The organism is Pirellulaceae bacterium (assembly GCA_029243025.1).
Classification (GTDB): Bacteria; Planctomycetota; Planctomycetia; order Pirellulales; family Pirellulaceae.
This window is the reverse complement of sequence record JAQWSU010000018.1, coordinates 240650-265966: the sequence shown is the minus strand read 5'-3', so window position 1 is coordinate 265966 and position 25317 is coordinate 240650. Positions and strand designations below refer to the sequence as shown.

Annotated in this window: 11 protein-coding genes; 9 read left to right on the top strand and 2 right to left on the bottom strand. The window is 51.7% G+C overall.

Annotation, left to right across the window (positions count from 1 at the left end; genetic code table 11):
- Positions 1-27: 27 nt before the first annotated feature.
- From P8N76_08605 to udk, 7 genes are all read left to right on the top strand, one after another.
- Complete coding sequence (locus P8N76_08605) at positions 28-3417, top strand: HEAT repeat domain-containing protein (protein ID MDG2381722.1); 3390 nt, start codon at positions 28-30, stop codon at positions 3415-3417.
- Positions 3407-6343 (top strand): DUF1553 domain-containing protein, encoded by a 2937-nt coding sequence (locus P8N76_08600; GenBank protein ID MDG2381721.1) that lies wholly within the window; start codon positions 3407-3409, stop codon positions 6341-6343. The genes P8N76_08605 and P8N76_08600 overlap by 11 nt, the downstream gene beginning before the upstream one ends.
- Before the next feature lie 120 nt (positions 6344-6463).
- Complete coding sequence (locus P8N76_08595) at positions 6464-7945, top strand: DUF1501 domain-containing protein (GenBank protein MDG2381720.1); 1482 nt, start codon at positions 6464-6466, stop codon at positions 7943-7945.
- Between the two features lie 136 nt (positions 7946-8081).
- The gene (locus tag P8N76_08590; GenBank protein ID MDG2381719.1) at positions 8082-10049 is read left to right on the top strand and encodes a redoxin domain-containing protein; all 1968 of its coding nucleotides are present in this window, start codon (positions 8082-8084) and stop codon (positions 10047-10049) included.
- Between the two features lie 32 nt (positions 10050-10081).
- Entirely contained in the window at positions 10082-12376 is a 2295-nt protein-coding gene (locus P8N76_08585) for an MMPL family transporter (protein ID MDG2381718.1), read from the top strand.
- Positions 12377-12626: 250 nt separating this feature from the next.
- The gene (locus tag P8N76_08580) at positions 12627-15521 is read left to right on the top strand and encodes a VCBS repeat-containing protein (protein MDG2381717.1); all 2895 of its coding nucleotides are present in this window, start codon (positions 12627-12629) and stop codon (positions 15519-15521) included.
- 327 nt (positions 15522-15848) lie between these two features.
- Positions 15849-16478, top strand: coding sequence for a uridine kinase (gene udk, locus P8N76_08575; protein ID MDG2381716.1), 630 nt, complete (start codon positions 15849-15851; stop codon positions 16476-16478).
- Between the two features lie 263 nt (positions 16479-16741).
- Here udk and P8N76_08570 read toward each other — a convergent pair whose 3' ends face one another.
- Positions 16742-18487 (bottom strand): chloride channel protein, encoded by a 1746-nt coding sequence (locus P8N76_08570; protein ID MDG2381715.1) that lies wholly within the window; start codon positions 18485-18487, stop codon positions 16742-16744.
- A 737-nt stretch (positions 18488-19224) separates the two neighbouring features.
- On the opposite strand from P8N76_08570, the gene P8N76_08565 reads away from it, so the two are divergent.
- Both P8N76_08565 and P8N76_08560 read left to right on the top strand, forming a co-directional pair.
- Positions 19225-21789, top strand: coding sequence for a zinc-dependent metalloprotease (locus P8N76_08565; protein MDG2381714.1), 2565 nt, complete (start codon positions 19225-19227; stop codon positions 21787-21789).
- 31 nt (positions 21790-21820) lie between these two features.
- Complete coding sequence (locus P8N76_08560) at positions 21821-22966, top strand: exo-alpha-sialidase (GenBank protein MDG2381713.1); 1146 nt, start codon at positions 21821-21823, stop codon at positions 22964-22966.
- A gap of 65 nt (positions 22967-23031) precedes the next feature.
- On the opposite strand, the gene P8N76_08555 is transcribed toward P8N76_08560, so the two are convergent.
- Positions 23032-25218, bottom strand: coding sequence for a serine/threonine protein kinase (locus P8N76_08555; GenBank protein MDG2381712.1), 2187 nt, complete (start codon positions 25216-25218; stop codon positions 23032-23034).
- Between the last annotated feature and the right edge of the window lie 99 nt (positions 25219-25317).

Below are 25317 nucleotides of genomic sequence, written 5' to 3'. Positions count from 1 at the left end.
ATCTCGATACAACGGACGATCAGCCGAATGTTCCGATATTTTCAACCTCTGTTAATTCTTTTCCTGCTTCCAACGCTTGCCGTCGCACAACGCAATTTGACCGACATTCCCGTTCCCGATCCGGAAATTGAGCGTCGGCAATTGCAAGTTGATCCGGAATTCGAAGTGAATCTTTACGCGGCAAATCCGCTCTTGGCCAAGCCGATTCAAATGAATTTTGACGAGCAGGGGCGACTTTGGGTGGCTTCCAGTGAGCTCTATCCCCAGATTCGTCCGGGACAAGCGGCCAATGACAAGGTTTTGGTCATTGAAGATACGGATCAGGATGGCCAAGCTGACAAGACAACCGTGTTCGCTGATGGTTTGTTGATTCCAACTGGTGTCTTGCCGGGTGACCAGGGTTGTTACGTGGCGAACAGTACCGAGTTGTTGCATTTGAGCGACAGTGACGGTGACGGGCGTGCCGATCAACGACGTGTTGTTTTGTCGGGATTTGGTACGGAGGACACTCATCATATCCTGCACACTCTGCGCTGGGGTCCGGAGGGACTCATGCACATGAATCAATCGATCTACATTCACTCGCATATCGAAACTCCGTACGGAGTGCGGCGGATGAATGGAGGCGGCGTGTGGACTTTTCGACCGTCCACCATGGAATTAGAGACTTTAACACTTGGATTAGTGAATCCCTGGGGAACCGCTTGGGATCGACAGGGTGCAACCTTTGAGACGGATGGTGCTGGTGGTGATGGGATCGTCTATGTCTTCCCTGGATTTGTTGGCGTGACTTCGCCCAACGCCCAACAAATTATGAAAGGTTTGAATCCGGGCAAGCCGAAATTATGTGGTTTGGCCGTTGTGGGTGGATCTCATCTTCCAGATGATTGGCAAGGCAACCTGATCGCCAATGATTTTCGAGCACATCGTGTCTGTCGTTATGTTGTGAACGAGGACGGCAGCGGTTTCAAATCAAAGGAAATGGATGAGCTGATAAAGACCCGCCACGTCGCTTTCCGGCCAATCGACGTCAAAATGGGACCCGATGGAGCGATTTATATTGCAGATTGGTACAACCCGATCATTCAACATGGTGAAGTCGACTTTCGAGACGAACGGCGTGACCACGTTCATGGTCGGATCTGGCGGGTGACCGCGAAAGGACGCCCCTTGGTTCCGAGAGTTGATATGCTCGATATGCCCACCGAACAGCTGGTCAGCTACTTGGGTTCCAATGAGCCATGGCAGCGGCAAAGTGCCCGAACAATCTTGAAGTCCAAAGATTTGGAGGATGTGCTGCCGGCCTTGGGGCGGTGGGTAGATGACTTGTCCGCAGACGATGATCAGAATCGTTTGGAAGCGCTTTGGGCCTATCAGACGCTGGATGTGCCTGATTCCAGTTTGCTCGCTCGAGTCTTGGCATCCGAGGATGGTCGTCTACGAGCCGGTGCGACGCGAGTCATCTATCATTGGCACAGCCGTCTATCAGATCCGATCGATTGGTTGGCACCACTGGTTGCTGATCCTCATCCTCGTGTCCGACTTGAAGCTGTTCGTGCGCTGAGTCGATTGTCGGATCCGAATGCCTGCCAAGTGGCGATGCGTGCACTCGATCTGCCTCGTGATTCGTTCCTGAATTTCTGCCTCTGGAAGACTGCTCGTGATTTAGAGCCAGTTTGGATGCCGGCTTTGCGACGCGGTGAAATCGATTTCGACGGCAACGCGACTCATCTAACCTATGCTTTGCAGGCGATCGAGTCATCCGACGCGGTGCCTATTCTGATGGAGTTATTGAGTTCCGGCCAACTGGATCCACAACGCACGCGGAATGTGCTGAAGGTCATGGCGCGTATCGGAGCGGGATCCGAATTGCGTTATGTCTTGGAAGCCGCTCTGGCGCCAAACGTTCGTGGAGAATCGAGAATTGAATTGCTTGACGCTTTGGTAGCCGCCAAACGGCAACGGAATGTAATGCCGGCTGGCGATCTTTCTTTTCTCAAGGAATACCTTGCCAAGGATACTGAGGCGTCAGCGAGTCTTGTGAAAGCCGTGGGGGCCTGGCAGTTGAGTCCGATGGAGGAGCATGTGATTTCTATTGCAGCTGATTCTAGCAAGCCAACCAAGCAACGCTCTGCAGCGATTCTTGCCCTCTCAGAGCTTGGCGGCGAGCAATGCAAGGACGTGCTTGATCAGCTCTGTCGAAAATCAGATCCGTTGCAGGTCGAGGCCGTGGCTGCCATGATCCGGCTTCAGCCAGCCGAAGGCGTCAAGCGACTCACGGAAGAATTGTTGAAGGTGGAAGAAGTTGATCCGACCCTGGCCTTGCAGGCCATGTTGACTCAAAAGGGAGCCGCAGATCTGTTGGTGCGCCAGTTAGCCGGGCAGACCATTACACGCGATGCCGCGATGCTTGCGCTCCGAACGGTCGGCAGTTCCGGGCTAAATTCGCCTGAACTTGACGCCGCTTTACGCGCCGCGGGGCGCGTCGATGAGACGCGATGGCGATTGACCGCTGAACAAAAAGATGAGCTATTATCCGATGTCGGGAAGATCGGAGACGCTGCCAGAGGCGAACAGGTGTTTCGTCGGGCTAATTTGAATTGCCAAAAGTGCCACGCCATCGGTGGCGCGGGTGGCGAAGTCGGTCCCGATCTCGTCAGCATCGGTGCGAGCGCCCAACCGGACTACCTATTGGAGTCGCTGCTCGAACCTAACAAGAAGATCAAAGAAAACTATCATTCTCAAATTGTTGAAACGGATGACGGCAAAATCCTAACAGGAATTAAGCTTCGTGAGACCGATACCGATTTGATTCTGCGAAATGCCGAAGATCAGGTTTTCACCATTCCATTACAGAAGATTGAAGATCGAGTCGATGGCGGTAGTCTAATGCCGGAGTCGTTAATGGAATCTTTAACACGGCAAGAGGTCGTTGATCTGGTGCGTTTTCTAAGTGAGTTAGGCAAGGTCGGTGGCGCCTACACCGTCTCAAACCGACCCTATCTGCGTTCATGGCGAGCGCTAGATTCAACGTCGGCGAACTCTCGCATGCTGCGGCTGCGAGGAATTAAACATGCAGCCGAGGCTGACAATCAACTTGATTGGAGCCCTTGTTACTCGTTGGTCGCCGGTGCAATGCGGCTTATCGACTTGCCTAGCAATGCCATCGCGCCCGACGATCAACGCGTTTTCTTGCAATACGCGTTCGAAACGGATCGACCCGGACGACATCAATTGCAGCTTGACGATGTCTCAGGATTGTTGCTCTGGTTCAATGACGAACAGCTTTCCCCGTCGGAAACGATCGACCTGGAAGTTCCCGTCGGCAAACACCGAATTACGATTGCCGTCGACGCTAAACAGCGAACGAGTAATCTGTCGGTGATTCTTGTGGATGGATTGGATCGTGAAAAATAAAAGAATTGATTGGATCGGCCACCGTAATCACATTTCTTTTGTGGCGTTTGTCATCGCATGCGTCGGGGTAATGCGGACGCCGGTCGTGACAATGTTGTGCGCTGACGAAACCGAACCAAAACGAATTCCGACCGAACAATTACAGTTTTTCGAAAACGATGTTCGACCATTGCTCGTCGAAAAATGTGTGGGTTGTCACGGATCCGAGGAGCAAGAAGGTGGCTTGAGGCTTGATTCGTTGATGGGGTTCTTGCGCGGCGGTGACTCGGGCGCTGCCTTCGTACCGAGTAATCCTGTTGAGAGTCGCTTCATCAAAGCCATTCATTATGAAGATGACATCTTGCAAATGCCTCCTGACGGTAGGCTGGCGGATGAACAAATCCAAACTCTCATCCGCTGGGCGAAGATGGGCGCGCCTTGGCCAGACGATCAGGCGCTGCGGCCTGCCGCAGAAACGAAGTTCGAAATCACGGCGAAGGATCGAAAGTTTTGGTCGTTCCAGTCGATTCGACGCGCGGATTTGCCACCCCGTCAACTCGACTCGATCATCCCCACACGAAACGCAATCGACCGCTTCGTGCAAGCTCGGTTGAAGGAAGCCGGACTCAACTCCGCGCCATCTGCTCAACGCCGTGTGCTTGTCAGGCGGCTCTATTTCGATTTGATCGGATTGCCACCGACCCTGGCGCAAGTTTCTGAGTTTGTTGATGATCGAGCGCCCGATGCTTATGAACGCTTAGTAGATCGATTACTTGCATCGCCAAAATACGGAGAACGGTGGGGGCGGCACTGGCTTGATGTCGTCCGCTTTGCTCAATCAAACGGTTACGAACGTGATGATGGCAAGCCTTTTGCCTGGCGGTATCGTGATTACGTAGTCGAGGCGTTGAACTACGACAAGCCATTTGATCAATTCGTGCGAGAGCAATTAGCGGGTGATGAACTGGATGTTGTCACTGATGACTCGATCACTGCCACCGGATTCATGCGACTGGGAGTTTGGGACGATGAGCCAGATGATTCAGTTCAAGCTGAATACGACGCACTCGACGATATGGTCGTTACCACAGGCGCCGCTTTTCTCGGTTTAACGCTGGGTTGCTGTCGTTGCCACGATCATAAGTTTGACCCGCTCTCACAAGAAGATTATTACGCGACGCTTGCTTTCATGCGAAATGTCAAATTCTACGTGAAACATGACAGCAAGGAAGCGGAGTCGACTATCTTTGCACCGTTGCCTTCCGGAAAGGGGAAGGCTCTGGCTGTTCGTGAAGCAGGGCCCGAGGTGGCGAAAACCAATGTGCTAATCCGAGGCAATCCCAAGACACCCGCTCAGGAAGTATTGCCGCGCTTTATCGAAGTTCTCTCCGATGGGAAATCGGTTGGGGATCGCATCCAGCCGACGTCAGCCAACACGGCTGGTCGACGGCGCGTCTTGGCCGATTGGATGATAGATAAGCAAAACCCGTTGACTGCTCGTGTTATCGTAAATCGTCTCTGGCAACATCATTTTGGCACAGGGATTGTGGGCACTCCCAATGACTTTGGTCAGACCGGAATTAGACCGACGCACCCTGAGTTACTTGATTGGCTTGCCTGCGAATTGATGGATGGTGACTGGAACCTGAAATCCATTCATCGGTTGATCCTGATGAGTTATACTTATCAACAATCTTCCGGAGCGGAGAATGAATCCGCCGTATTGATCGACCCGAAAAATAAATTGCTCTGGCGTCAGAATCTTCGTCGGTTAGAGGCCGAAGCAATTCGAGATGCAATTCTTGCGACGAGTGGTCAATTGAATTTGGAAATGAAAGGTCCGAGCGTCTTTCCAAATCTTCCAGCGGATGTGATTGCCAGCCAATCGATGCCGGGTCGTGGTTGGGGACGGTCGACCACGGCAGAACGTAGTCGACGAAGCTTGTACGTATTCTCCAAACGCGGATTGCAAGTTCCGATTTTGGAGTCATTCGATTTTGCCAGTAGCGAACAACCGATTGGTCGCCGCGATACGACAACCGTGGCGCCACAAGCTTTGACCTTATTGAATAGCGATTTCATGGATGAACAGGCCAATCGCTTTGCCGATCAGTTGGTGGCCCATTCTGCCAGTCAGGATCCGGTCCGGCTTGTTCGGGATGCTTATGCGTTTGCCTTCGCAAGGCTGCCGACGGATGAAGAATCATCGGTGGCTGTCGATTATTTTCGTTCGCAATACGCCCGTTGCAAAGCTGCGGCAGCGACGCCAACGCTGCTGCCGAAATTACCCTCCGCCTTGCATCGCAGTTTTATGCAGTTGAACAAAGCAGAACATTACCTGGCGGGACCTCGTCAAGGATGGCGATATTTTGTCGGCGATTGGCCGGCCCGCGGCGACGGGATTCATTGGGTGCGGTCAGAACGAGGACCATTCGCTCTTTGGGGAAAACAGCAATTCTCCGATGGTGAAATTCAGTTGCAAATCCTATTGCATCCTCATGCCGAGGTTGCCAGTGTCATTTTTCGGGCTCAACCTCGCGGTGAACTGTTCGATGGTTATGAACTGCTGTTCTTGCCTGAACGACAACAGGTGCGTTTGCAGCGAATTGACGAGACGGAAACCACATTGGCGTTTGCTGATTTGCCAATTCGTTCCGGCGAATGGATTCCAATTCGGATTCAACTGGCTGGGGCCAAGCTGCAAGTCTGGATCGATAACTCCGACGAACCACAGATGACCGCCGTTGATCCCCGACCTATCGATCATGCCGGCTATGTGGGTCTCAGGACTTGGGTTGCCGGTCTTAGTTTTCGTGATTTGCTGCTGACTACCGAGGGTAAAACCGCAGCGGTTGAGACCGCTGCTGACGGTAATGCTCATCGGCGTGCTCTTGTAGCATTGTGTAACTTGATTTTGAATCTGAATGAATTTATCTACGTTGATTAGTAGGAGAACAGAACGGACAAACGATGTGCGTTGAATGGTGGAAAAAGCGAACTCGGAGTGCTTCGAAATCGTTTATCAATTCTGGTGGGTATCTGACCTTTGATATTGCGGAGGAATGAAATGGCGACTCGTCAAGAAAAATGTGCGGGTCAGCGACGACAATTTCTGTGGGAGATTGGGGCAGGATTTGGTGGCGTCGCGTTGTCGGCCATGCTGCAAAACGATGGTTTTTTTTCCGGATTCGCCGCAGCCGAGCCATCGGTCACGAATCCTTACGAAAATCCACTTTCCGTGCGACCGCCGCATCATTTTCCGAAAGCGAAGCGGTGCATTTTTCTGTTTATGTACGGAGGACCATCTTCGATGGATACCTTCGAATACAAACCCGAATTGCAGAAAAGGGATGGCGAAGAAATTGATGTCGAAATTCGGCGTGGTTCAATCAAGAAGCAAAGGTTACTCGCATCACGGCGGAAGTTTCGACAGCATGGTGAGTCAGGCATGTGGTGCTCGGACGCATTCCCCGGGATCGCGAAGCACATGGATGATATTTGCGTCATCAATAGTCTCTACGCCGATTCGTTTGCTCACGGTTCAGCCGTTTTGCAACTGAACAGCGGACAAATTATCCAAGGGTCACCCTCCCTGGGGTCCTGGGTCACTTACGGATTGGGAACGGAAAACCAAAATCTGCCCGCTTACGTTGTGATGCTTGATCCTCGCGGCGGGCCGATTCCAGGTGCGCCAAACTGGGGCAGCGGCTACATGCCGGCGACTTTTCAGGGGACTCGATTTCGAGCCAAGGGGGATCCGATTCAAGATCTTTCCCCCAACGGAAGAATGACACGTCGCATGCAAAGAGATCACATTGATGCCTTGCAAAAACTCAATACCCAGCACTTAGCAGATCGGCCTGGCTATTCAGAACTGCCCGCGCGCATTGCCAGTTATGAACTCGCCTTTCAGCTGCAAACAACCGCTCCCGAAGCGATGGATTTGCGCCAAGAGAATCAGCGAACTTTGAATGCTTACGGTATTTATGATCCTAAACCCCCGCACAAATTGTCGATTGGGCCCGCTCATTTTGGTCGGCAATGCCTGATCGGCCGCAGAATGATTGAACGTGGGACGCGGTTCGTGCAAATTTATTCCGGAGGAGGACATCAGCAACAGAACTGGGATGCCCACAACGGGATGGAAGAAAATCTCGAGATCCACGCACCTGAAATTGATAAGCCGATCGACGCTTTATTAACCGACCTGAAACAGCGAGGTTTGTTGGAAGAAACACTTGTCGTGTGGGGCGGGGAATTTGGTCGACAGCCAGTTTCCCAGGGAAACAACCATGGTCGTGATCACAATCCGAAAGGTTTTCTTTACTGGATGGCCGGAGGCGGTGTTAAAGGTGGCTACGCACATGGTGCGACCGACGATTTTGGTATGGAGGCCGTCCAAGATCGCCATCATATTCGCGATCTCCATGCAACGATCCTTGAATTGATGGGGCTGGATCACGAAAAATTGACCTATTTTTACGGTGGGCTCAATCGAAAATTGACGGGAGTCAAGACAGCTCAGGTGATTGAAGAAGTGATTGCTTAATCTTCATCGGGTCGCAAACTGCACTGAAACTCACCCGTCGCGAGTTTCCGAGGCAGCCTACTGGCCGCTTCACGTCCGGCGTGTAACGTCTAGAATGTTCCCGTGTCAAATCGTTCGCTCAAATTCGGTGAAAATTATGAATTTTTTGTTTACGCTCGCCTTGCTCGTGTCGGCCAACCAGGCGATTCCCGTTGGAGAAACGGTTTCAGATTTTGCTCTCGATGATTTTCGTGGCAAAAAACACACGCTCTCGGACTTTAAGGATCAGCCGATTGTTGTGTTGGCGTTCTTGGGAACCGAATGCCCCCTGGCCAAGTTGTATGGCCCGCGACTGCAGCGATTGCAGGATCAGTATGCCGATCAGGGTGTCGTCTTTGTGGGGGTGAATTCGAACACGCAGGATTCCCTTAGCGAGATTGCAGCCTTCGCGCGTAAACATGACATCAATTTTCCGATGCTGAAGGACCCGGGAAATCGCATTGCTGACCAGCTGCGAGCGAAACGCACGCCCGAGGTATTTGTATTGGACGAAAGGCGAGTGTTGCGTTACTGGGGTCGGATCGACAATCAGTTTGGAGTCGGCTATCTGCGGGAAGAGCCGACCGAACATCAGCTGAAAGATGCGATCGATGCTCTGTTGGCAGGACGCGCAATCGAAGAACCGAAGGTGGAGTCGGTGGGATGCTACATCGGGCGTGTGCGTGAACCGTCTGTCGAAAACACAGGCAAAACCGAGGTGACGTACCGAAATCAAATCGCGAAAATCATGCAGGAGAACTGTATTGAGTGTCACCGTGATGGCGAGATTGCTCCCTTCACGCTGACGAATTATGAGGATGTCTCTGCCTGGGCTGAAACGATTACAGAGGTAGTACGCGAGCAACGAATGCCTCCATGGCACGCGAATCCTGCTCATGGCGATTTTCTCAACGCTCGAATTTTAAGCGACGAAGTAAAACAACAGATTGATGATTGGGTGGCCGCAGGCGCTCCTGAAGGAGAGGGCGGGTCACTACTGGAGCCAGCAAAATTCACCCCGGGGTGGCACTTGCCGCGCGCCCCGGACGAAGTGTTTGGAATGAGTTCCACTCCGTTTCAAGTCGCCGCAGAAAATACGGTTGAGTATCAGTACTTTGTGGTAGATCCCAAGTTCAAAGAGGATAAATGGATTTCCGCAGCCGAGGTTATTCCTGGAAATCGATCGGTTGTCCATCACGCGATTGTTTTCATTCGCCCGCCAGGACAACCCAGCCGCAAGCAGATGGCTTGGTTGACAGCTTACGTTCCGGGGCAATCGACGATGGTCTTGCCCGCGGGGCAAGGCGTGTTGGTGCCGGCAGGGTCGAAGTTCGTCTTTCAGATGCACTACACACCGATTGGAATCGAGCAGGAGGATCTGACGAAGGTGGGGCTGATCTATGCGGAACCGGAAAGTATTAAAGAGCAAGTGTTAACGTTGATCGCGATGAATCGAGAATTTGAGATTCCAGCTGGCGCTGCCGACTTCAAAGCCCGAGCCTGGCTCAACCAAGTACCCAACGATGCGAAGTTGTTGGCGATTGCACCTCACATGCACTTACGCGGAAAGTCCTTCAAGTTTGTCTTACATCCGGCAGATGATTCCGATACGGAGACTTTATTGGACGTCCCGAATTACGATTTCAATTGGCAGCATTCGTATCAATTAACATCGCCGATTTCTCTTGAGAAGGGCATGACGGTCGAGTGCATCGCTGAGTTTGACAATTCAGAAGACAATCTTACTAACCCCGACCCGACGGTGTCTGTTCGTTGGGGAGACCAGACGTGGCAGGAGATGGTCGTTGCTTATTTCGGGATTGCAATTCCTCATCAACCGAGTTCTGCAAAGTCGGTAGAGGATGATTCGCCAGCGAACGAAAAATACTCGGAGTCGGTCAAGGCAGCCGAACGAATGATGAAACGATGGGATTCGAACCGAGATGGGCTGGTGACTCGGCGAGAGGTTCCCAAGGCATTCGCCGTTTTTGCTTTTGCAAAATTTGATCAAGATGGCGACGAGCGAATTTCTTTCGAAGAGGCACGAAAGCAAGCGTTTCGGACTCGCAAAACAAACAGCCAGTAATTTAGTTGGAAGATGGAATCAGAGGGTGGGCTGTGCTGTTGGATCTGTATGCAAATCTTTTCTTGCGACACCGTTGGGTCGTTACACTTTTTGTCGTTGTGATGACGGCGTTAGCGACCTGGGGGCATCTGCGTGAAACGCCGTCGCCTCTCCGGGCTAGAGCTCAGCGTCAGCAGGAACAACAGAGTCCTCGCGATTCGGACTCGACAAGCCAGCTCAAAGCTGATCGCCAAGAGGCGAATCAATCCGACGATGACGAATCTCCGAAATCGCAAGCATTGTTGGTTGTTGAGTCAGAAGATTTCTTTCGCCCTTCAACGATTGATGCGTTGCGGAAGATGGTCACTGCTGTCGAAGATCTGCCCGCGGTCGCTTCTGTGATTTGGTTGGAGCGGCTTCCGATTACCAACATGTTCGGTGTCACAGAGCCATTGATTCCGCCGTCAGGAAGCTCGCAAGATCGGTATGTCGATACACGACGTCGTGTGCTCGAACATCCCTTAGCTGTTGGACAACTCATCTCGGCAGATGGGCAAACAATGTTGATGCCAATCGTGTTCGATTGGTTGAATGTCGAAAGTGACGCTGACTGTACGGAAGCTATTCTGGTGGCGGCCCGAGGTTCGTTGGACGAATCGGGAATCGATGGCATGGGTGTGAAAATCACCGGCGACGTACCTTTGTTTGTCGCCCAAAATGACGCTTTGCATCGAAGCCAAATGAAGTTTCAGGTCATCGGCTATTTGCTAGCGCTGGTCGTCACGATTTTCTTGTTTCGCGGCGTGAGTGCTGTGTTGATCGTGGCAAGCGCACCGGCGGCCGGTATCTTTTGGTCGATCGGATTGCTTAATTTGCTGGGGCATTCGACGAATACCCTGACCAATGTGATTTTGCCGGTTCTCGTTAGCATGATTGGACTCACCGATGGCGTCCATCTGATGATGCATATTCGTGAATGTCGTACGCGAGGTCTGTCGCAAGCGAAATCTGCCAGGGAAGCGATCCTTCGAGTGGGGATGGCTTGTGCTTTGACATCCTTGACTACTTGTATCGGATTTGGTTCGTTGATGGTGGCAAGTGCCGAGTTTATTCGAGATTTCGGTGAAGCTTGTGCGATTGGTGTTGTTGTCTCCTTTTGTGCTGTTGTCACCCTGATCCCTCTGCTCAGCTGTACCGTGATTGGCCGTCATGTTCACGTCGGCCACGCCAACGATCTGATCAGTCATCAGTTGCGTGGAAGTCTGGGGTTTGTGAACTGGACGATGCGGCATCCTCGTATCGTGACCGCACTCGCTGTTCTGCTGACTATTGGGTTCGGGGCAATTTCGCTGACCTTGCGTCCTGATAATGTTACCAAGAATTCTCTTCCCAATGATAGCGAGATGTATGCAGCGCTCGCTCATTGCGATGATGCGATGGGCGGAATCGATACGTCGCAAGTTGTCATTACCTGGCCCGATGATGTTCAGGCCGATGACCCTCGGATCTTTCATCTGGTGGAAAGCGTTCAAACGCTGATTGATCGTCAGCCGTTGTTGAAACATCCGCTGTCGATTTGCGACTTGTTGGCGACCTTTCCGACAGACGACGGTGATTTGTCAACAAAAATGTCGTTCCTTGAACTCTTGCCGCCGCCCCTCAAGGCACTGTTCGTCAATGATGAATTGCGCCAAACGATTATCACATTTCGGATTCGCGATGACGGTATCGCAAAATACGAACCTGTGTTCCGCAAGATCGAATCTCAATTTGCATCCGTTAACTCGGCCTATCCTGGATTCCAAATCGAGTTGAGTGGAGAATCGGTAAGACGAAGTCGTGATCTCTATCAGGTTGTTGTCGATTTGGCGAAGAGTTTGGGCGTTGCTTCCGTGGTGATTTTTGTGGTGATTACGCTTGTTTACCGATCGTTGCGAATTGGCTTGATATCCATCATTCCTAATGTGTTTCCGCTCGTATTCACCGGGACCGTGCTCGTCATGATGGGTGGTGCCTTGGATTTTGCCAGTGTGTGTGCTTTCACTGTTTGCTTGGGAATCGCCGTTGACGATACGATCCATTTCTTGACTCGCTTCGAAAAGTCAGAAGAGAGCTCGCTGGCTGATTCCATTCGAAGCACCTATCTCGGTGTTGGAACGGCGATGGTCACGACCACGGTGATTTTGGTTCTCGGATTTGGTACCGCCTTGACCAGCGAATTACCCGATCATCGCATGTTTGCTGGCATGGCTTGTGCGACGATTGCAGCGGCCTTGGTGGGGGACCTGCTTTTCTTGCCTGCCATGCTCGTTTGTTTTCCAGCAAAAAAAGATTCACAGGTTCACTAATTCGGCGGATTTCATCCAGTTAACCATCAAGTAATTTTGATGGCTTCGAATCTGAAACAGGCTAACGAATGTTGTCTATTTCATGGATCGGAATCGTTCGTCGCGATGGGAATCTGACAAGAGTTTGGAATCGGGAGGCGGAATGTGGATACCAATCTAGGCTTGTGTTATCGTGCAATAATAGGTGGGCTTCTGTCTTTCTTTGGCTTCGTGAGCGATTCCGCGGTAATTTGATCTGGAGACCGGGTGCATGGCAGCTAAAAATATCGTCGCGAATCAATCCCCAGGTCGTCGGCGTTGGGCGAAATCATCTCGATTGTTTGACTTCGAGCAGCTTGAGGATCGGCGCGTTTTGGCGGTGACATTTACAGCTGAAGTACCAATCGTGGAAGCGGATGCCGTCTATCCTAAATCATTGGTCGCGGCGGATTTTGATGGAGATACGGACGCCGACATTGTGGTTGCGAGTTACATCGACAACAAAATTACTTGGTACGAGAATCTTGACGGTGAAGGGACTTATGGAAAACCGCAGGTGATCACTGATTTCAGCTTCGGGGCTGCGGCAGTCAATGTGGCTGACATCGATGGAGATGGCGACTTGGACATTCTGTCCGCTTCGGCCGACGATTACGATGCCGATGTATCTTGGTATGAAAACACCGACGGTCTTGGCACATTTTCTGAGCAAAAAGTGATTTCGGCCGAGATCGCTGGAGGCGACTCAGTATTTGCAGCCGACCTGGATAATGATGGCGATCTGGATGTCTTGTCGGCGTCGCGTGGCGATAACAAAGTGGCTTGGTATCCCAATTTGGATGGCAAGGGTGGCTTTGGTGAGCAACGGGTTATTTCTGACACGGAATTAGGGGCAACCACCGTCGTGGCGGCGGATTTGGATGGCGACGATGACATCGATGTGATTGCCGGTTCGGTGGGCGAGCGAGATGATCTGGGCCAAATCACCGCCTTGGGCGAAATTGTTGTCTTCGAGAATTTGGGCGACGGAACGGATTTCGAACGCAAAACGATCCTGACGGCCGACTTTATTACGTCGATCGTTGTCACCGATATTGACGGTGACGGCGACCCTGATATTGCTTCGACTTCACGCGAAGACAATGTCGTTTCCTGGTTGGCAAACGATGGGGGTGAATTTGGCCCCGAGCGAATTATTTCTTTGGAGGAGGGGGCCCCAAATCAACTCTTCGTTGATGATGTGGATGGTGACGGCAAACAAGATGTTGTCACCGCGGGACGCATCGGAGACAGCGTCACTTGGTACCGCAACATCGGAGTAGGGATCTTCGGCGCACCCATGACGATTAATCGTTCGGCGGATGGAGCTTCATCGGTTTTTCTCGCGGATGTCGATAACGATAAAGATTTAGATCTTTTTTCCACCTCGCGATTTGACAATAAAATCGCCCTCTACAAAAACTTGGATGGGAATGGCCAGTTTGGTCCCCAGCAAGTACTGGCCGCCGTCGGCGCACCGGGAGCCCAATTGGTCAACGTGGCGGATCTCGATGGGGATGGTGACGAGGATGTCTTAACGGCGGCATTTTCAAATGATTCTGTGCTATGGTCTGAAAATCTTGGTCGAGGCAAATTTGGTGAGCCTCAGCTGATTTCTGATCGAACCAATGGTACCGAGTCAGTGGTGGGAGCCGACTTCGATGGAGACGGTGACATTGATGTTGCTTCTGCATCCTACTTCGACAACAAAATTGCCTGGTATGAGAATCTGGATGGAGGGGGTCGCTTCGGCCCCCAACGCCTTGTTGGGCGGGCTGGGAGGGCGCCTGAAGATCTGTTTGCTGCGGATCTTGATGGTGACGACGATATCGATCTCTTGACGACCTCAAGATACGACAACACGATCAGCTGGTATGAAAATGTTGATGCTTTGGGGACGTTTGGTAAAGCCAGGCTGATCTCCGACAGTCAGTTGGGCCCGTCCATCGTGCGTGCGGCTGACATCGATGGGGATGGGGACCTCGATGTAATGGCCAATGGCTATGATGGCTTCACATTCGCTTGGTATGAAAATCTTGATGGTGCTGGCGATTTCAGTAGTGAGTTGTTGATTGCTTCACTGGCTGACGGTAGTGTTCCCACATCAATCCTTGCTTCCGATCTGGACAGCGATGGTGACCTTGATGTTGTCACGACCGAGGGAGGCGATGATCGAGTTGTTTGGTATGAAAATCTGGACGGCCGCGGTGACTTTAGTGAAGCCCGGTTGATCTCAGATGACTTGGATGGTGCTTTCTTTCTTGATGTGGCCGATTTTGACGATGACGGTGACATCGATGTGTTGGTTGGTGCCATCTTAGCCGATGTGGTTGGCTGGTACGAAAACGTCGACAGTGGACGATTGTTTGGCGATCTTCAAATTATCGACGACAGTTTGACCGGTGCGACATCTGTTCTGGCTGCCGATCTAAATGCCGATGGAAGACCGGACGTGCTCGCCACGTCAAGCGTTCTCGATAAGGTGAGTTGGTATAGTAATCGAGATGGCGAGGGTGGATTTCCTCGTGGGGATTTCAACCAAGATCGAGTGGTCGATGAGAGCGACATCAATCTGTTGTGCGCAGAAATTATCGCTGACTCCCTGGATGATTCATTCGACTTGACCGGTGATGGAGTAGTTAATCGATCCGACATGAATGAATTGATAACGAATATTCTGAATACCGAGTTTGGTGATTCGAATCTCGATGGATTGTTCAACTCGGCGGACTTTATTCAAGTATTTCAACGCGGTAAATATGAGGACGAGCTTAAAAATAATGCTGAGTGGGGCGATGGCGATTGGAATTGCGATGGTGATTTCACCTCCAGCGATCTCGTCGTGGCGTTCCAAAACGGAGGCTACACGGCTGCTGTTCCTGCGCCCGCCATTGCCATCAAAATGGATGTGGCTGCTGCCTTGACTGCCCGCGTTGCCACCTCACCACGCGAGAAAGAGGTCAAGACGGTGACTCCCCAGGTGGTAATCGAGCGAAAGGCCACGGAAGTCCTGTTCGTGGATGACAACACGTTCGATTCGCAACGTGACAAATTTCGGGCAGTAATCGATCAAACCACGGCTCGTCCTCTTCGCGATATCATCGATTTAGCTTTTTGCGAATTTTAGGGGCTGCTGGATGTTTTGCTGGTCGCCCGGTCATTGTGGGTAGGCTCAGCTGACCATTCCTCTCGGGTTTGAATTTGCCGCGGATCACCCGGATCATGATCCGACCGTTCGAGGTGGAAATCGAAAACGAATCATGCGGAAGAAGACGCAGTGCGACGGCTAGCTCGACGACAAGACGCACGCTATCCTCGTCGTTCAGCAGGGGGACCCAATTGCGATGGTGATTGCCGATCGGCGGTCATGACTGGAAAGATATGCTGCTTTCACTTGTTCGCTGTTGCGTAATCGTTGTTTTTACTTGAAGGTCATTTGGCGTCAGGAATATCAATGGCTGGCAAGATGATTGTTGGAGTTGCAGGTGGCAGTGGTAGCGGAAAGACGATATTTTGTCGGCAGTTGGAAGAATATTTGGGTGCGAAACTTGTCACCACGCTTCAGCACGATGCTTACTACCGTGATCTGAGCCATTTGCCAAAGTCGGATCGAGCAGCGACTAATTTCGACGATCCTCAGTCATTGGAGTCTGACTTGCTGGTCGATCATGTGCAGCAATTGATTTTAGGCCGTGATGTCGAATCTCCTCGCTATGATTTTGTTAATCACTCAAGGCATAGGTCGGGAGTTGTGCTGACCGCAAAACCTGTCATTTTGATTGAGGGAGTATTGCTTCTTACGCAGGTAAAACTTCGCGAGATCTGCCATCTCAGGATTTTTGTGGAGGCCCCAGAAAGTCTGCGATATGAACGAAGGCGGTCGCGAGATCGAGAGCAGCGCGGTCGATCGGATAATTCCATTTCGGAGCAGTGGCACCAAACAGTGAAACCCATGCATGATCGTCATGTCGAACCGTCAAAGGGTTGGGCTCACATCATTGTTCCGGCTGCTAAGCCCAACCAGAAAGCGGTTGAGCTTGTGGGCAGTTACCTTAGATCTGAGTTGGATTCCCAGGGGATGTGACGTGAGCTCAGAACGTCATTGTTTGCCGAATCCGACTTGGGATGATGGTTGCGTACTTTTCTCTGATCTAACCGTTCCTTACTCAACAAACCGTGAGCGACAATCAAATGACGAAAGTGGAGTATTGAACGGATCGTACGCGTTACCTCGGTCGGATCATTGAGGCATTGTCGATGAGCTTCACGGCAAGCAACATGGCACCGTGGAAATGGACTAAATTCTCGTAACAGCATCGAAAACAAGAGTCGTTTTCTTAGGCAGACTTACATTAAATTTGCGACGCGTTTCATCGATTCCGCAATCTCGTGGTCAGTAATGATGCCCACAATCGGAGAGCTTTGGTCTGAAGTTTCTCGAATGATTACAAACGGAGCATCTTCTGTCTTCATGAGACGCAATGTATCAATGATTGGTGTGTCTTGACTAACAACACTGCAATTGTTGTCCAGAGGGCTCGGCGGGGTGGTGACGTTGGCGGGTGCGACGTGAACATTGCCACTGCCAAGCTCAATCACCGTAATTTTGTCTGAACGCGTCCATTGATCCTTGCTCGTCAGACTTCGGAAATCTCGAGTCATGATGTGTTCCGCACTTTGAGCATCCGTAATCGCTGCCTGGAGACCTTCGGGGACGATGTGGCCGCGCCGAAGCAGTTTGAGCGTGTATACACTTCCTGGTGAAAGAGTTTTTCTTACCACGTTCGCAATCACACAAGTCAAGATGATAGGTAGCGTAACGCCAGCGTCAGCCGTCATTTCAATGAGCATGATGGCACCGGTCAGAATCGCGCCCGTCGATGCACCAACACCGGCGGCCATTCCCGAGATCACGAAAGCCACTTGATGTCCCTGTAACTCGTTGGCCAGCCATGCCGGAGAAACGGCTTCGGCAAATTGCCAAAACAGACTGCCCGTGATAGCGCCCAAAAAGAGGGAGGGTGAGAAAACACCGCCGGAGCCACCCGAGCCGAGCGTCAAGAACGTGGCGGCCAATTTCAAGACGAATAGGAGTAATAAAAAGAGCGTGAGTTCAATTCCCTCTAATTTAAAAAGCGATGCGTCACCATGAAGCAAGTCCATGATGGTTGCATAGCCGACTCCCTGAATGTAGTAGTAGTGCGTCGGGGACCAGAGGGAGACGCAGTAAATCATAATTCCTACGACAAACATCCCGGAAAGGTGTCGGGTGTATGCGTTTCCTGGCATCGCATCAAAAAGATCTTCCGCCCAATAGATTCCACGCACAAACACGTATGCGACTAAACCCATCAGTGCCCCAAACGGAATGAATAACGCCAGAAATCCCGGTGTGGCGAGTTCGAAATTTTGTATTTGGATTGCGGGAAAGTCAAAGGCTGGCTCAGCGCCCAACAGAACTCGGCCAATGTAGCTGGACGTCACGGTAGCAAGACCAACAGGGAGCAGCGTGCGGACATTGATTGATACCAGTAATAATTCAATCGCAAAGACCAAGCCGCCAAGCGGCGCATTAAAAGTGGCTGCGATCCCAGCACCAGCGCCGGCCGCAACCAACGTGACACGTTGGTTGACAGGAAGCTTTGTGATTTGTCCCAATGTTGATCCGAAGGCCGATCCAATCTGGATGATCGGGCCCTCCCGACCGACCGAACCGCCACTGCCGATGCACAATGCCGATGCGACCGATTTAACGACGGCGACTACCGGGCGAATATTACCTTGGTTGTAATAAACGGCGTCCATGACCTCCGGAACACCATGCCCTTTGGCTTCCGGGGCGAAGTTCTTGACCATCCAAGCCACGAGCAGGGCGCCGATAACCGGGACGAAAATGACGGCCGCGCCCCACGGATTGGGGGGCGTATGCAGATTCGCGTCATAATGAAAGTTCAACTCGCCCAGAAAAAGCAAGTTGTGGAAAAAACCGATGAGCATGCGAAAGGCCCACGCGCCCACACCCGCGATCACACCGACCGCTAATGCATAACCGCACATGATGGGCAGTTTTATTTGGTCCGTTGTTTGACCCAACGTAGAATCCGAGGTTGAAGCTAAGGGAACTCGTAAAGTTGACCAGGCGAGCGGATCACCGCAAAAGCCGATCCGAAGCATCGACAGATTGTGGCCGCAATCAACTGTGCCGTCAAACCTATTACCTGCTGGCGTGATTTCTGGTGCGAACAGGCCGCATCTGAGTTTTGAACGGAACCGACGGGCCGGCTTACGTAAAGTACGGGGTTGGGCCGAAGTGGTCTTGGGGGATCAAGCTTAACCGCCAAGCCATTCAAGGCCCGGTAATGTGGCAAACAGGGGAGCGGATGGTGGATTGCGGCCAACGGTCGTTTGGGCTGTCGGCAAGCGAAGCTGAACGGTGGAGTCGAATAGAAACGGTGGAGTCGAATAGAAGTTGTGTGCTTTTCGAGAGGATTTTAGACATCCTGAAGTCGGACAATCGGAGCCCTCCTCGGCTGCGATCGTTGTAGGGAAACCGTACCTGCCGGGTTTGTTATTGACGAGGTTGGGGCATTTTTTACCTGTTTGGCCAGAATTCTTGGCTGTGCCCATGCCGGCCGTCTCGTACTGCTCGTCTCGCTGGTGTCATTGTTTCCGACAAGTCGTTACGTGGTTTTCGGCTTTTTTCCAGAATGACCTACTTTATGGGGGGGCATCTTGGTTCGCTTATAATGGGTCGGGAGCGGCAGCTCCCTACGCATGGCATTGCAGCTGATGACAAACATCTTCAGAGAATGTGTATCAGGTAATCACTCATGAAATTCATTTTTTACATCGGGCTGCTCACGACGATCGGCAATATCAACGTCTTTGCTGATGAGGCAGTACCCACAGCGTCGACAACGAAATCCGCAACCGACTCGAATTCGAATCCAGCGAGCTCTGAAAAGTCTTTCGAGCAAATCGTGAAGGATAGTCAGAAGTTTGAAGGTCTTTTTACGCTTTATCAAGAGCGAGAGTCGGGGCAGGCTTATTTTGCTGTCAAAAAGCCGCAGCTCAACAAGGAGTTCATTTACTTCAGTCACACGGTCGACGGTCTCGTTTCGGTGGGACACTTTCGTGGGAATTTTCGCGCGAACGAAGTGATTTCGATTCGGAAACAGTTTCGCCAGTTGGAGTTTACAGCCCAGAACACGGCTTATTATTTTGATGCGAAGAGTCCACTGAAACGGGCGGCGATGGCCAACATTAGTCCGGCTGTTCTGGTGAGTGCGGAAATTGTTGCCGAGGATAAGGCGAAGCAGATATTTCTCATTAAGGCCGACGACCTGTTCTTGAATGAGAGTCTTGAACAGATCAAGCCGTCGTCATCTCCAGACGAAAAGGACGAGAAAGCGAAATTCACCCTGGGGGCTTTGAATGTTGATAAAACCAACTTTACGAAGTTAAAGAGCTACCCCAAAAATACGGCGGTGACAGTGCGATATGTTTACGACAATGCCTCGCCAGTAGTACGCGGTGGTGATGATGTAACCGACGCGCGAAATGTAAGTATTGTCGTGCAGCATACTTTAATCGAATTGCCAAAGAATGATTATCGTCCTAGGCGAGACGATCCTCGTGTCGGGTACTTCACTCAGCGAGTCACCGATATGACGTCGACCGATGCAACACCTTATCGAGACGTGATCCGGCGTTGGCATTTGAAAAAGAGTGATCCAGGGGCAGAGCTTTCCGAGCCCGTCGAACCCATCGTCTGGTGGATTGAGAATACAACACCTCTGGAGGTGAGAGGTGTAATTGCGAAAGCAGTACTGGCGTGGAATGAGCCGTTTTCCCACGCCGGTTTTCGAAACGCGATTCAGATCCGCACGCAGCCTGATGACGCCGAGTGGGATGCGGGAGATATTCGATACAACGTTTTGCGTTGGACCTCCTCGCCGAACCCTCCATTCGGAGGTTATGGGCCGAGCTTTACGAATCCGCGGACGGGGCAGATTCTGGGAGCCGACATCATGCTGGAGTTTTCCTTCCTGACAAATCGTATTAACTTTCAAAATGTGCTGGCACCGACGCCGCCAAAATCGCGGCGAGATCAACCGTTCTGTAGTTTAGGTGTTGGACTTCAACATTCGAACGTGTTTGGCATTCATGCACTCCGCTCAGCGGGATATTCTCGCATGGAGGTTGAGGACCTATTAAATCAGTCGTTGCATTATTTGTTGTTGCATGAGGTCGGGCACACGCTTGGCCTAATGCACAATATGAAGTCGAGTCAGCTGTTAACGCCGGCCGAACTGCAAAGTCGTGAGTTGGGTGAGCAAGCAGGAATTACCGGATCTGTGATGGATTATCCCGCGATTAACGTCGCGCCGCCCGGAGGAAAGCAGGGACTGTTTTACACGACCAAGCCGGGGCCGTATGACCTTTGGGCGATTGAGTATGGTTATCGATCGAGCGCTCCGTCTGCTGATGCAGAGGAAAAACGCCTGACCCAGTTGCTGGCACGTTCGACCGAACCTGAATTAGCCTTTGGCAATGATGCGGATGACATGCGTTCTGCTGGCAAAGCGGTTGACCCGCGTGTGATGATTTATGATCTTTCCAGCGACGCAATCGCCTACGCCGAAGGACGGATCGCCTTGTCCAAAGAGACGATGGGAAAGATTAAAAGTGAAATTCCTCGTGATGGTGACTCCTATCAGGCTTTGCGAGACTCTTTCTTCTTGTTGCTGAAGGAGCATCGGCGCGCTGCTGAAGTGGCTTCTCGGTATGTGGGTGGACTCTATGTGGATCGTGGTTTTCATGGGCAACCGGGTGCCAAACAGCCCCTGCGTCCCGTCTCGAAGGATGATCAAAAGAGAGCTATGAAACTACTTGGTGAGCATCTGTTTGGTCCTTCAGCCTTTGTCCTGCCCAGCGATGTATTGGGTTATCTACAGCAGCAACGGCGGGGATTTGATTTCTTTGATGATCGAGAAGAACCTCTGTTGCATGATCGTGTTTTGAACGCTCAGAAATCGGTTCTCAATCACCTGATGCATGCTCGTGTGCTGACGAGAATTACGGACAGTCGACTGTATGGAAATGAGTATTCTGTATTCGAACTTATGTCAGATCTGACCAATGCAATCATGGCAGTTGACGAGTCGGGTTACGATACGCTTCGACAGAATCTACAGATCGAATACGTACGTCGGTTGGTGAAGCTATTGGACACCACCGGTGATGGGAATGCGATACCGCAGTCAGCCGCACTCTCTCAGTTGCGAAGAATTCGACAATTCGTCACAGTGGTCTCGGCGGAGGGTGCCGAGGCCCAAGCACATCTGGATCACATGCAATTCTTAATCGATCGGGCGCTTCGTACGGATTCCTGAAGCGACTTATGGGGCTCAATCGGAAATTATCATGAATCAATATCTCAACAAATCTTTCACGATCGTTCTATTGCCGCAAGTAAATGGGCGGATGATCGCCGGCTTTTTTTTCTTGTTGCTGTTGGGCTTGCGACCGGCGGGCGCGACGGAGGAGCAGTCCGGTGAGATCGAGCTTCTCCCGACTGAAAAGGTGTTCGGTCCGGAGGATCCCGGTGGGCCCTACAAGCATCCGGCGAGCTTTGACGAACTTCAAAACGGGGATCTTTTTCTCGTGTTTTATGGCGGGAGTGGAGAGTATCAGGACGATACGGCGATCTACGGGGCCCGGAAACCCCAAGGTGAATCTGCTTGGTCGACACCAAAGATTATTGCGGATACGCCGAACCGGTCCGAGGGAAATGCCGTTGTCTGGCAAGCACCTGATGGTGTCGTCTGGCTGTTCTATCTGACTCGCTACGGCGATACCTGGTCGACTTCCAGGATCAAAGCCAAGATCTCGACCGACGACGCGGTGACTTGGTCAGATCCGTTCTTGATTGCGATCGAGCAAGGCATGATGGTTCGGAGTCATCCGATCGTCTTGGACGATGGGGACTACCTCCTGCCCGTGTATCATGAGCAGGGTGAAGATACGGAAGTCGTCGGCGCAGGAAGCACGTCACTCTTTTTACGCTATGATCAGGCAACCAAGGAGTGGTCCGAAACGAATCGAATCGGTTTTAAAACTGGCTGTATTCAGCCGGCCGTCGCTAAAGTTTCTGATGACTACTACGTCTGCTATAACCGTCGCGGGGGTGACTATTTGCCGGAAACACGTGGCTATGTTGTGCGTTCTGAGTCGCGAGATGGAGGCCGTACCTGGTCGCCGGGAACAGCGACAAAATGGCCGAATCCGAATGCGGCCGTTGATTTTTTTAGTTTGAATAATGGGCATCTGGCTTTGCTTTATAACGATAGCTTTAGCCGTCGAACTCCGCTGGTGATGGAGATTTCAACCGATGGTGACAAAAGCTATTCGATCCGGAAGGTGCTTGCTGATGGAGACCAAACCTTTGCCTATCCCTGCGGGATTCAGGCCAGCGATGGAAAGATTCACGTGATCTATACAACGAATTCACGCAAGACCATCATGCACTGTTGGCTAGACGAAGCGGATCTGTTGCCGGCCGAAAAGTAGTCATTCGATCAGCAGCTGTCGTGCTGAATTGACGCTGTTGAAACCCAGTTACGGAATCGCGCGGATCAGCGTTTCATGCGACTGGGTAATTCAATCGTGTCCATACTGTGGATTGTTGAAGTGCTCGAGCGAAAAAGTCCATTTCTTCGGACGTTCTCATTGGGGTCGCGGAGAGCGCGAGCCACCAGAAACCAGATTATGAAAACGACTAGCACCACAACGCCTAAGGCAAGCAGGCCGCTGACGAGAAGTGAATGTCCTAATTGATTGATCGGTTGTGTCGCATTTTGGTAGTTTTCTTGCACGATAACGACAAGGCCTGTGTCGGTGTCGATTGGGGAGCCCGTCGTATTGAGTGCATTTGGGTCGAGTTGCACTTCACGCTTGGCGACGATCCAATCTTGGTCGAAATTAGCTCCTTCGCGATGTTGGCCCAAAACGTCGCGATAAATGTTGGAATCATCAAGTGCATCTAATGGAATCCGATAGGCCTCGTTGGTGCTGAATTCGGTGTCCAATGTCTCGTTGCGAGCCAAGATCTCAGTAAAGAGAGGATGTTGGAGGATGACACCCTTGCTGTTGCCTTCACGCCCGTCGACAAGTGTAGTGAACTGGCGTTCGTTCGTTTCGTCAAGCTGTTCACCGATTCGTCCGAGTTCGACTGTCAAAGCGACAATGCCCAAGAGTTGGCCGTCATTGCTTGTCACCGGGGTGGAAACGGCAACTTTCCAAATGCCAGTGATCGTACTTTGGAACACGGCAGAGAGATGTGTTTGGCGGATCGGGGTAGGGTGAGCAGGGTGATCCGTGGGTCCGCCATGGAAATAGGTTCGATATGAATAGTCGCGACCGATCGATGATTTTGCGGTGGGAGAATCGAAGGCCGCTGCGAGGTGAATGCCTAGTTGGTTCGTGACGAACCAGCTGGCGATGTCTTTTTGTTTGGATTTGTCTTGCAAATCTTGCAGGGTGCTTTGCAATGCCTGACGCTGCGGGTGTTGTTCAAGTTTGCTGCGGAGTTCCGGCGGGCTTTCCGTGCCACGCAGTTGCTCCGTGATTGCGAAGATCTCGCCGTTCTCGGTGAGTTCGCTGAGTGTTTTGATGAAGTTTGGGTTGGTGGCAACATTTTCGACGTCGCGGAAGTATCCTTCAATTCGTCTCGCGACTGCTTCCGAGACAAAGTCGGCCGCAAACTTGTTGCTCTCTTTGCCTCGTTTCAACAGGAGGGTTTGCGAACTGGACAACGCTCTTTCGTAGCCCCACCAACCAAAGATTGCTGTGACCATCAGGATCAGCAATGGCCCCAACAGGCCAAGGATTAATAACGGTTTCCGATCACGCGACAAATCTCGATTGGTAAGAGCGTCGCTGACACTTTGTATATTGGGATACCGCTCATCGGGATCGATCGCCAGGCAGCGATCCACAATGTTAGCCAGTTGGCCGTCGACGCCTTTGAGCGCGCGGTGTTCGTTGGCTGCTGGGTGCGCCTTGAGGAATTCTCGATAGCGATGCAAGCGGTCGTCCAGACTACGAACGGAATCGATTTCGGAAATGGCATCTTTACTTCGATAGGGTGCTTCTCCTGTCAGCATGCAATAAAGCAACGCGCCCAGTGCGTAGACATCCCAGCGGGCATCAGGCACGGCTTCCAAGTCAGCCTGTTCCGGCGCCATATAGAACAGGGTGCCGAGTGCAGGTGTCTGTTCGTGGGAGAGGCGAGATTGGCCGAAATCAGCTAACCGCGGTTTATTGTCTTGGTCCAGCAAAATGTTGGCGGGTTTAAGATCGCAGTGCAACACGCCTTTTCCATGTGAATGCAAGAGACCTCTGACGACGTCTCGAAAGATTTCAACAGCTTCTCCCGTGGGTAATGCTCCATATTCACCCAGGTAGTCTTCGAGCGAGCCATTTTCCACGTACTCCATCACGTAGTAGGGTGGGGTGGCATCCCAGCCGACATCCAGCAATTGGACCACGTATCGGTCTGCGGCGAGAAACACTAATTTTTCGACTTCGCTCGACAGGAGTGACCAATCTAATCCGCCGCGATGGGTGTAGAACTTGATCGCGACGCGCCGCCCAGTATTTTCATCGATGGCGACCCAAACTTCGCCGTAAGCGCCCGATCCCAAGAATTGTCGAATTTGATAGCCGGGAATCTGTAATGGCGGAGCCGCTCGTTCGTGGCTTAACTCACGCGATCGTTGTTGTTCTTCCGATGATTGCTGTTCAGTTCGATCGGCCGTCATACACTGATGATATTGCCTGAGGGAAATGCCTGAGATGGACAGATTGCGGAAATGTTCGGCATCGCCTCGCGCCTCCTGTTACGATAAATGTAGCAAAGG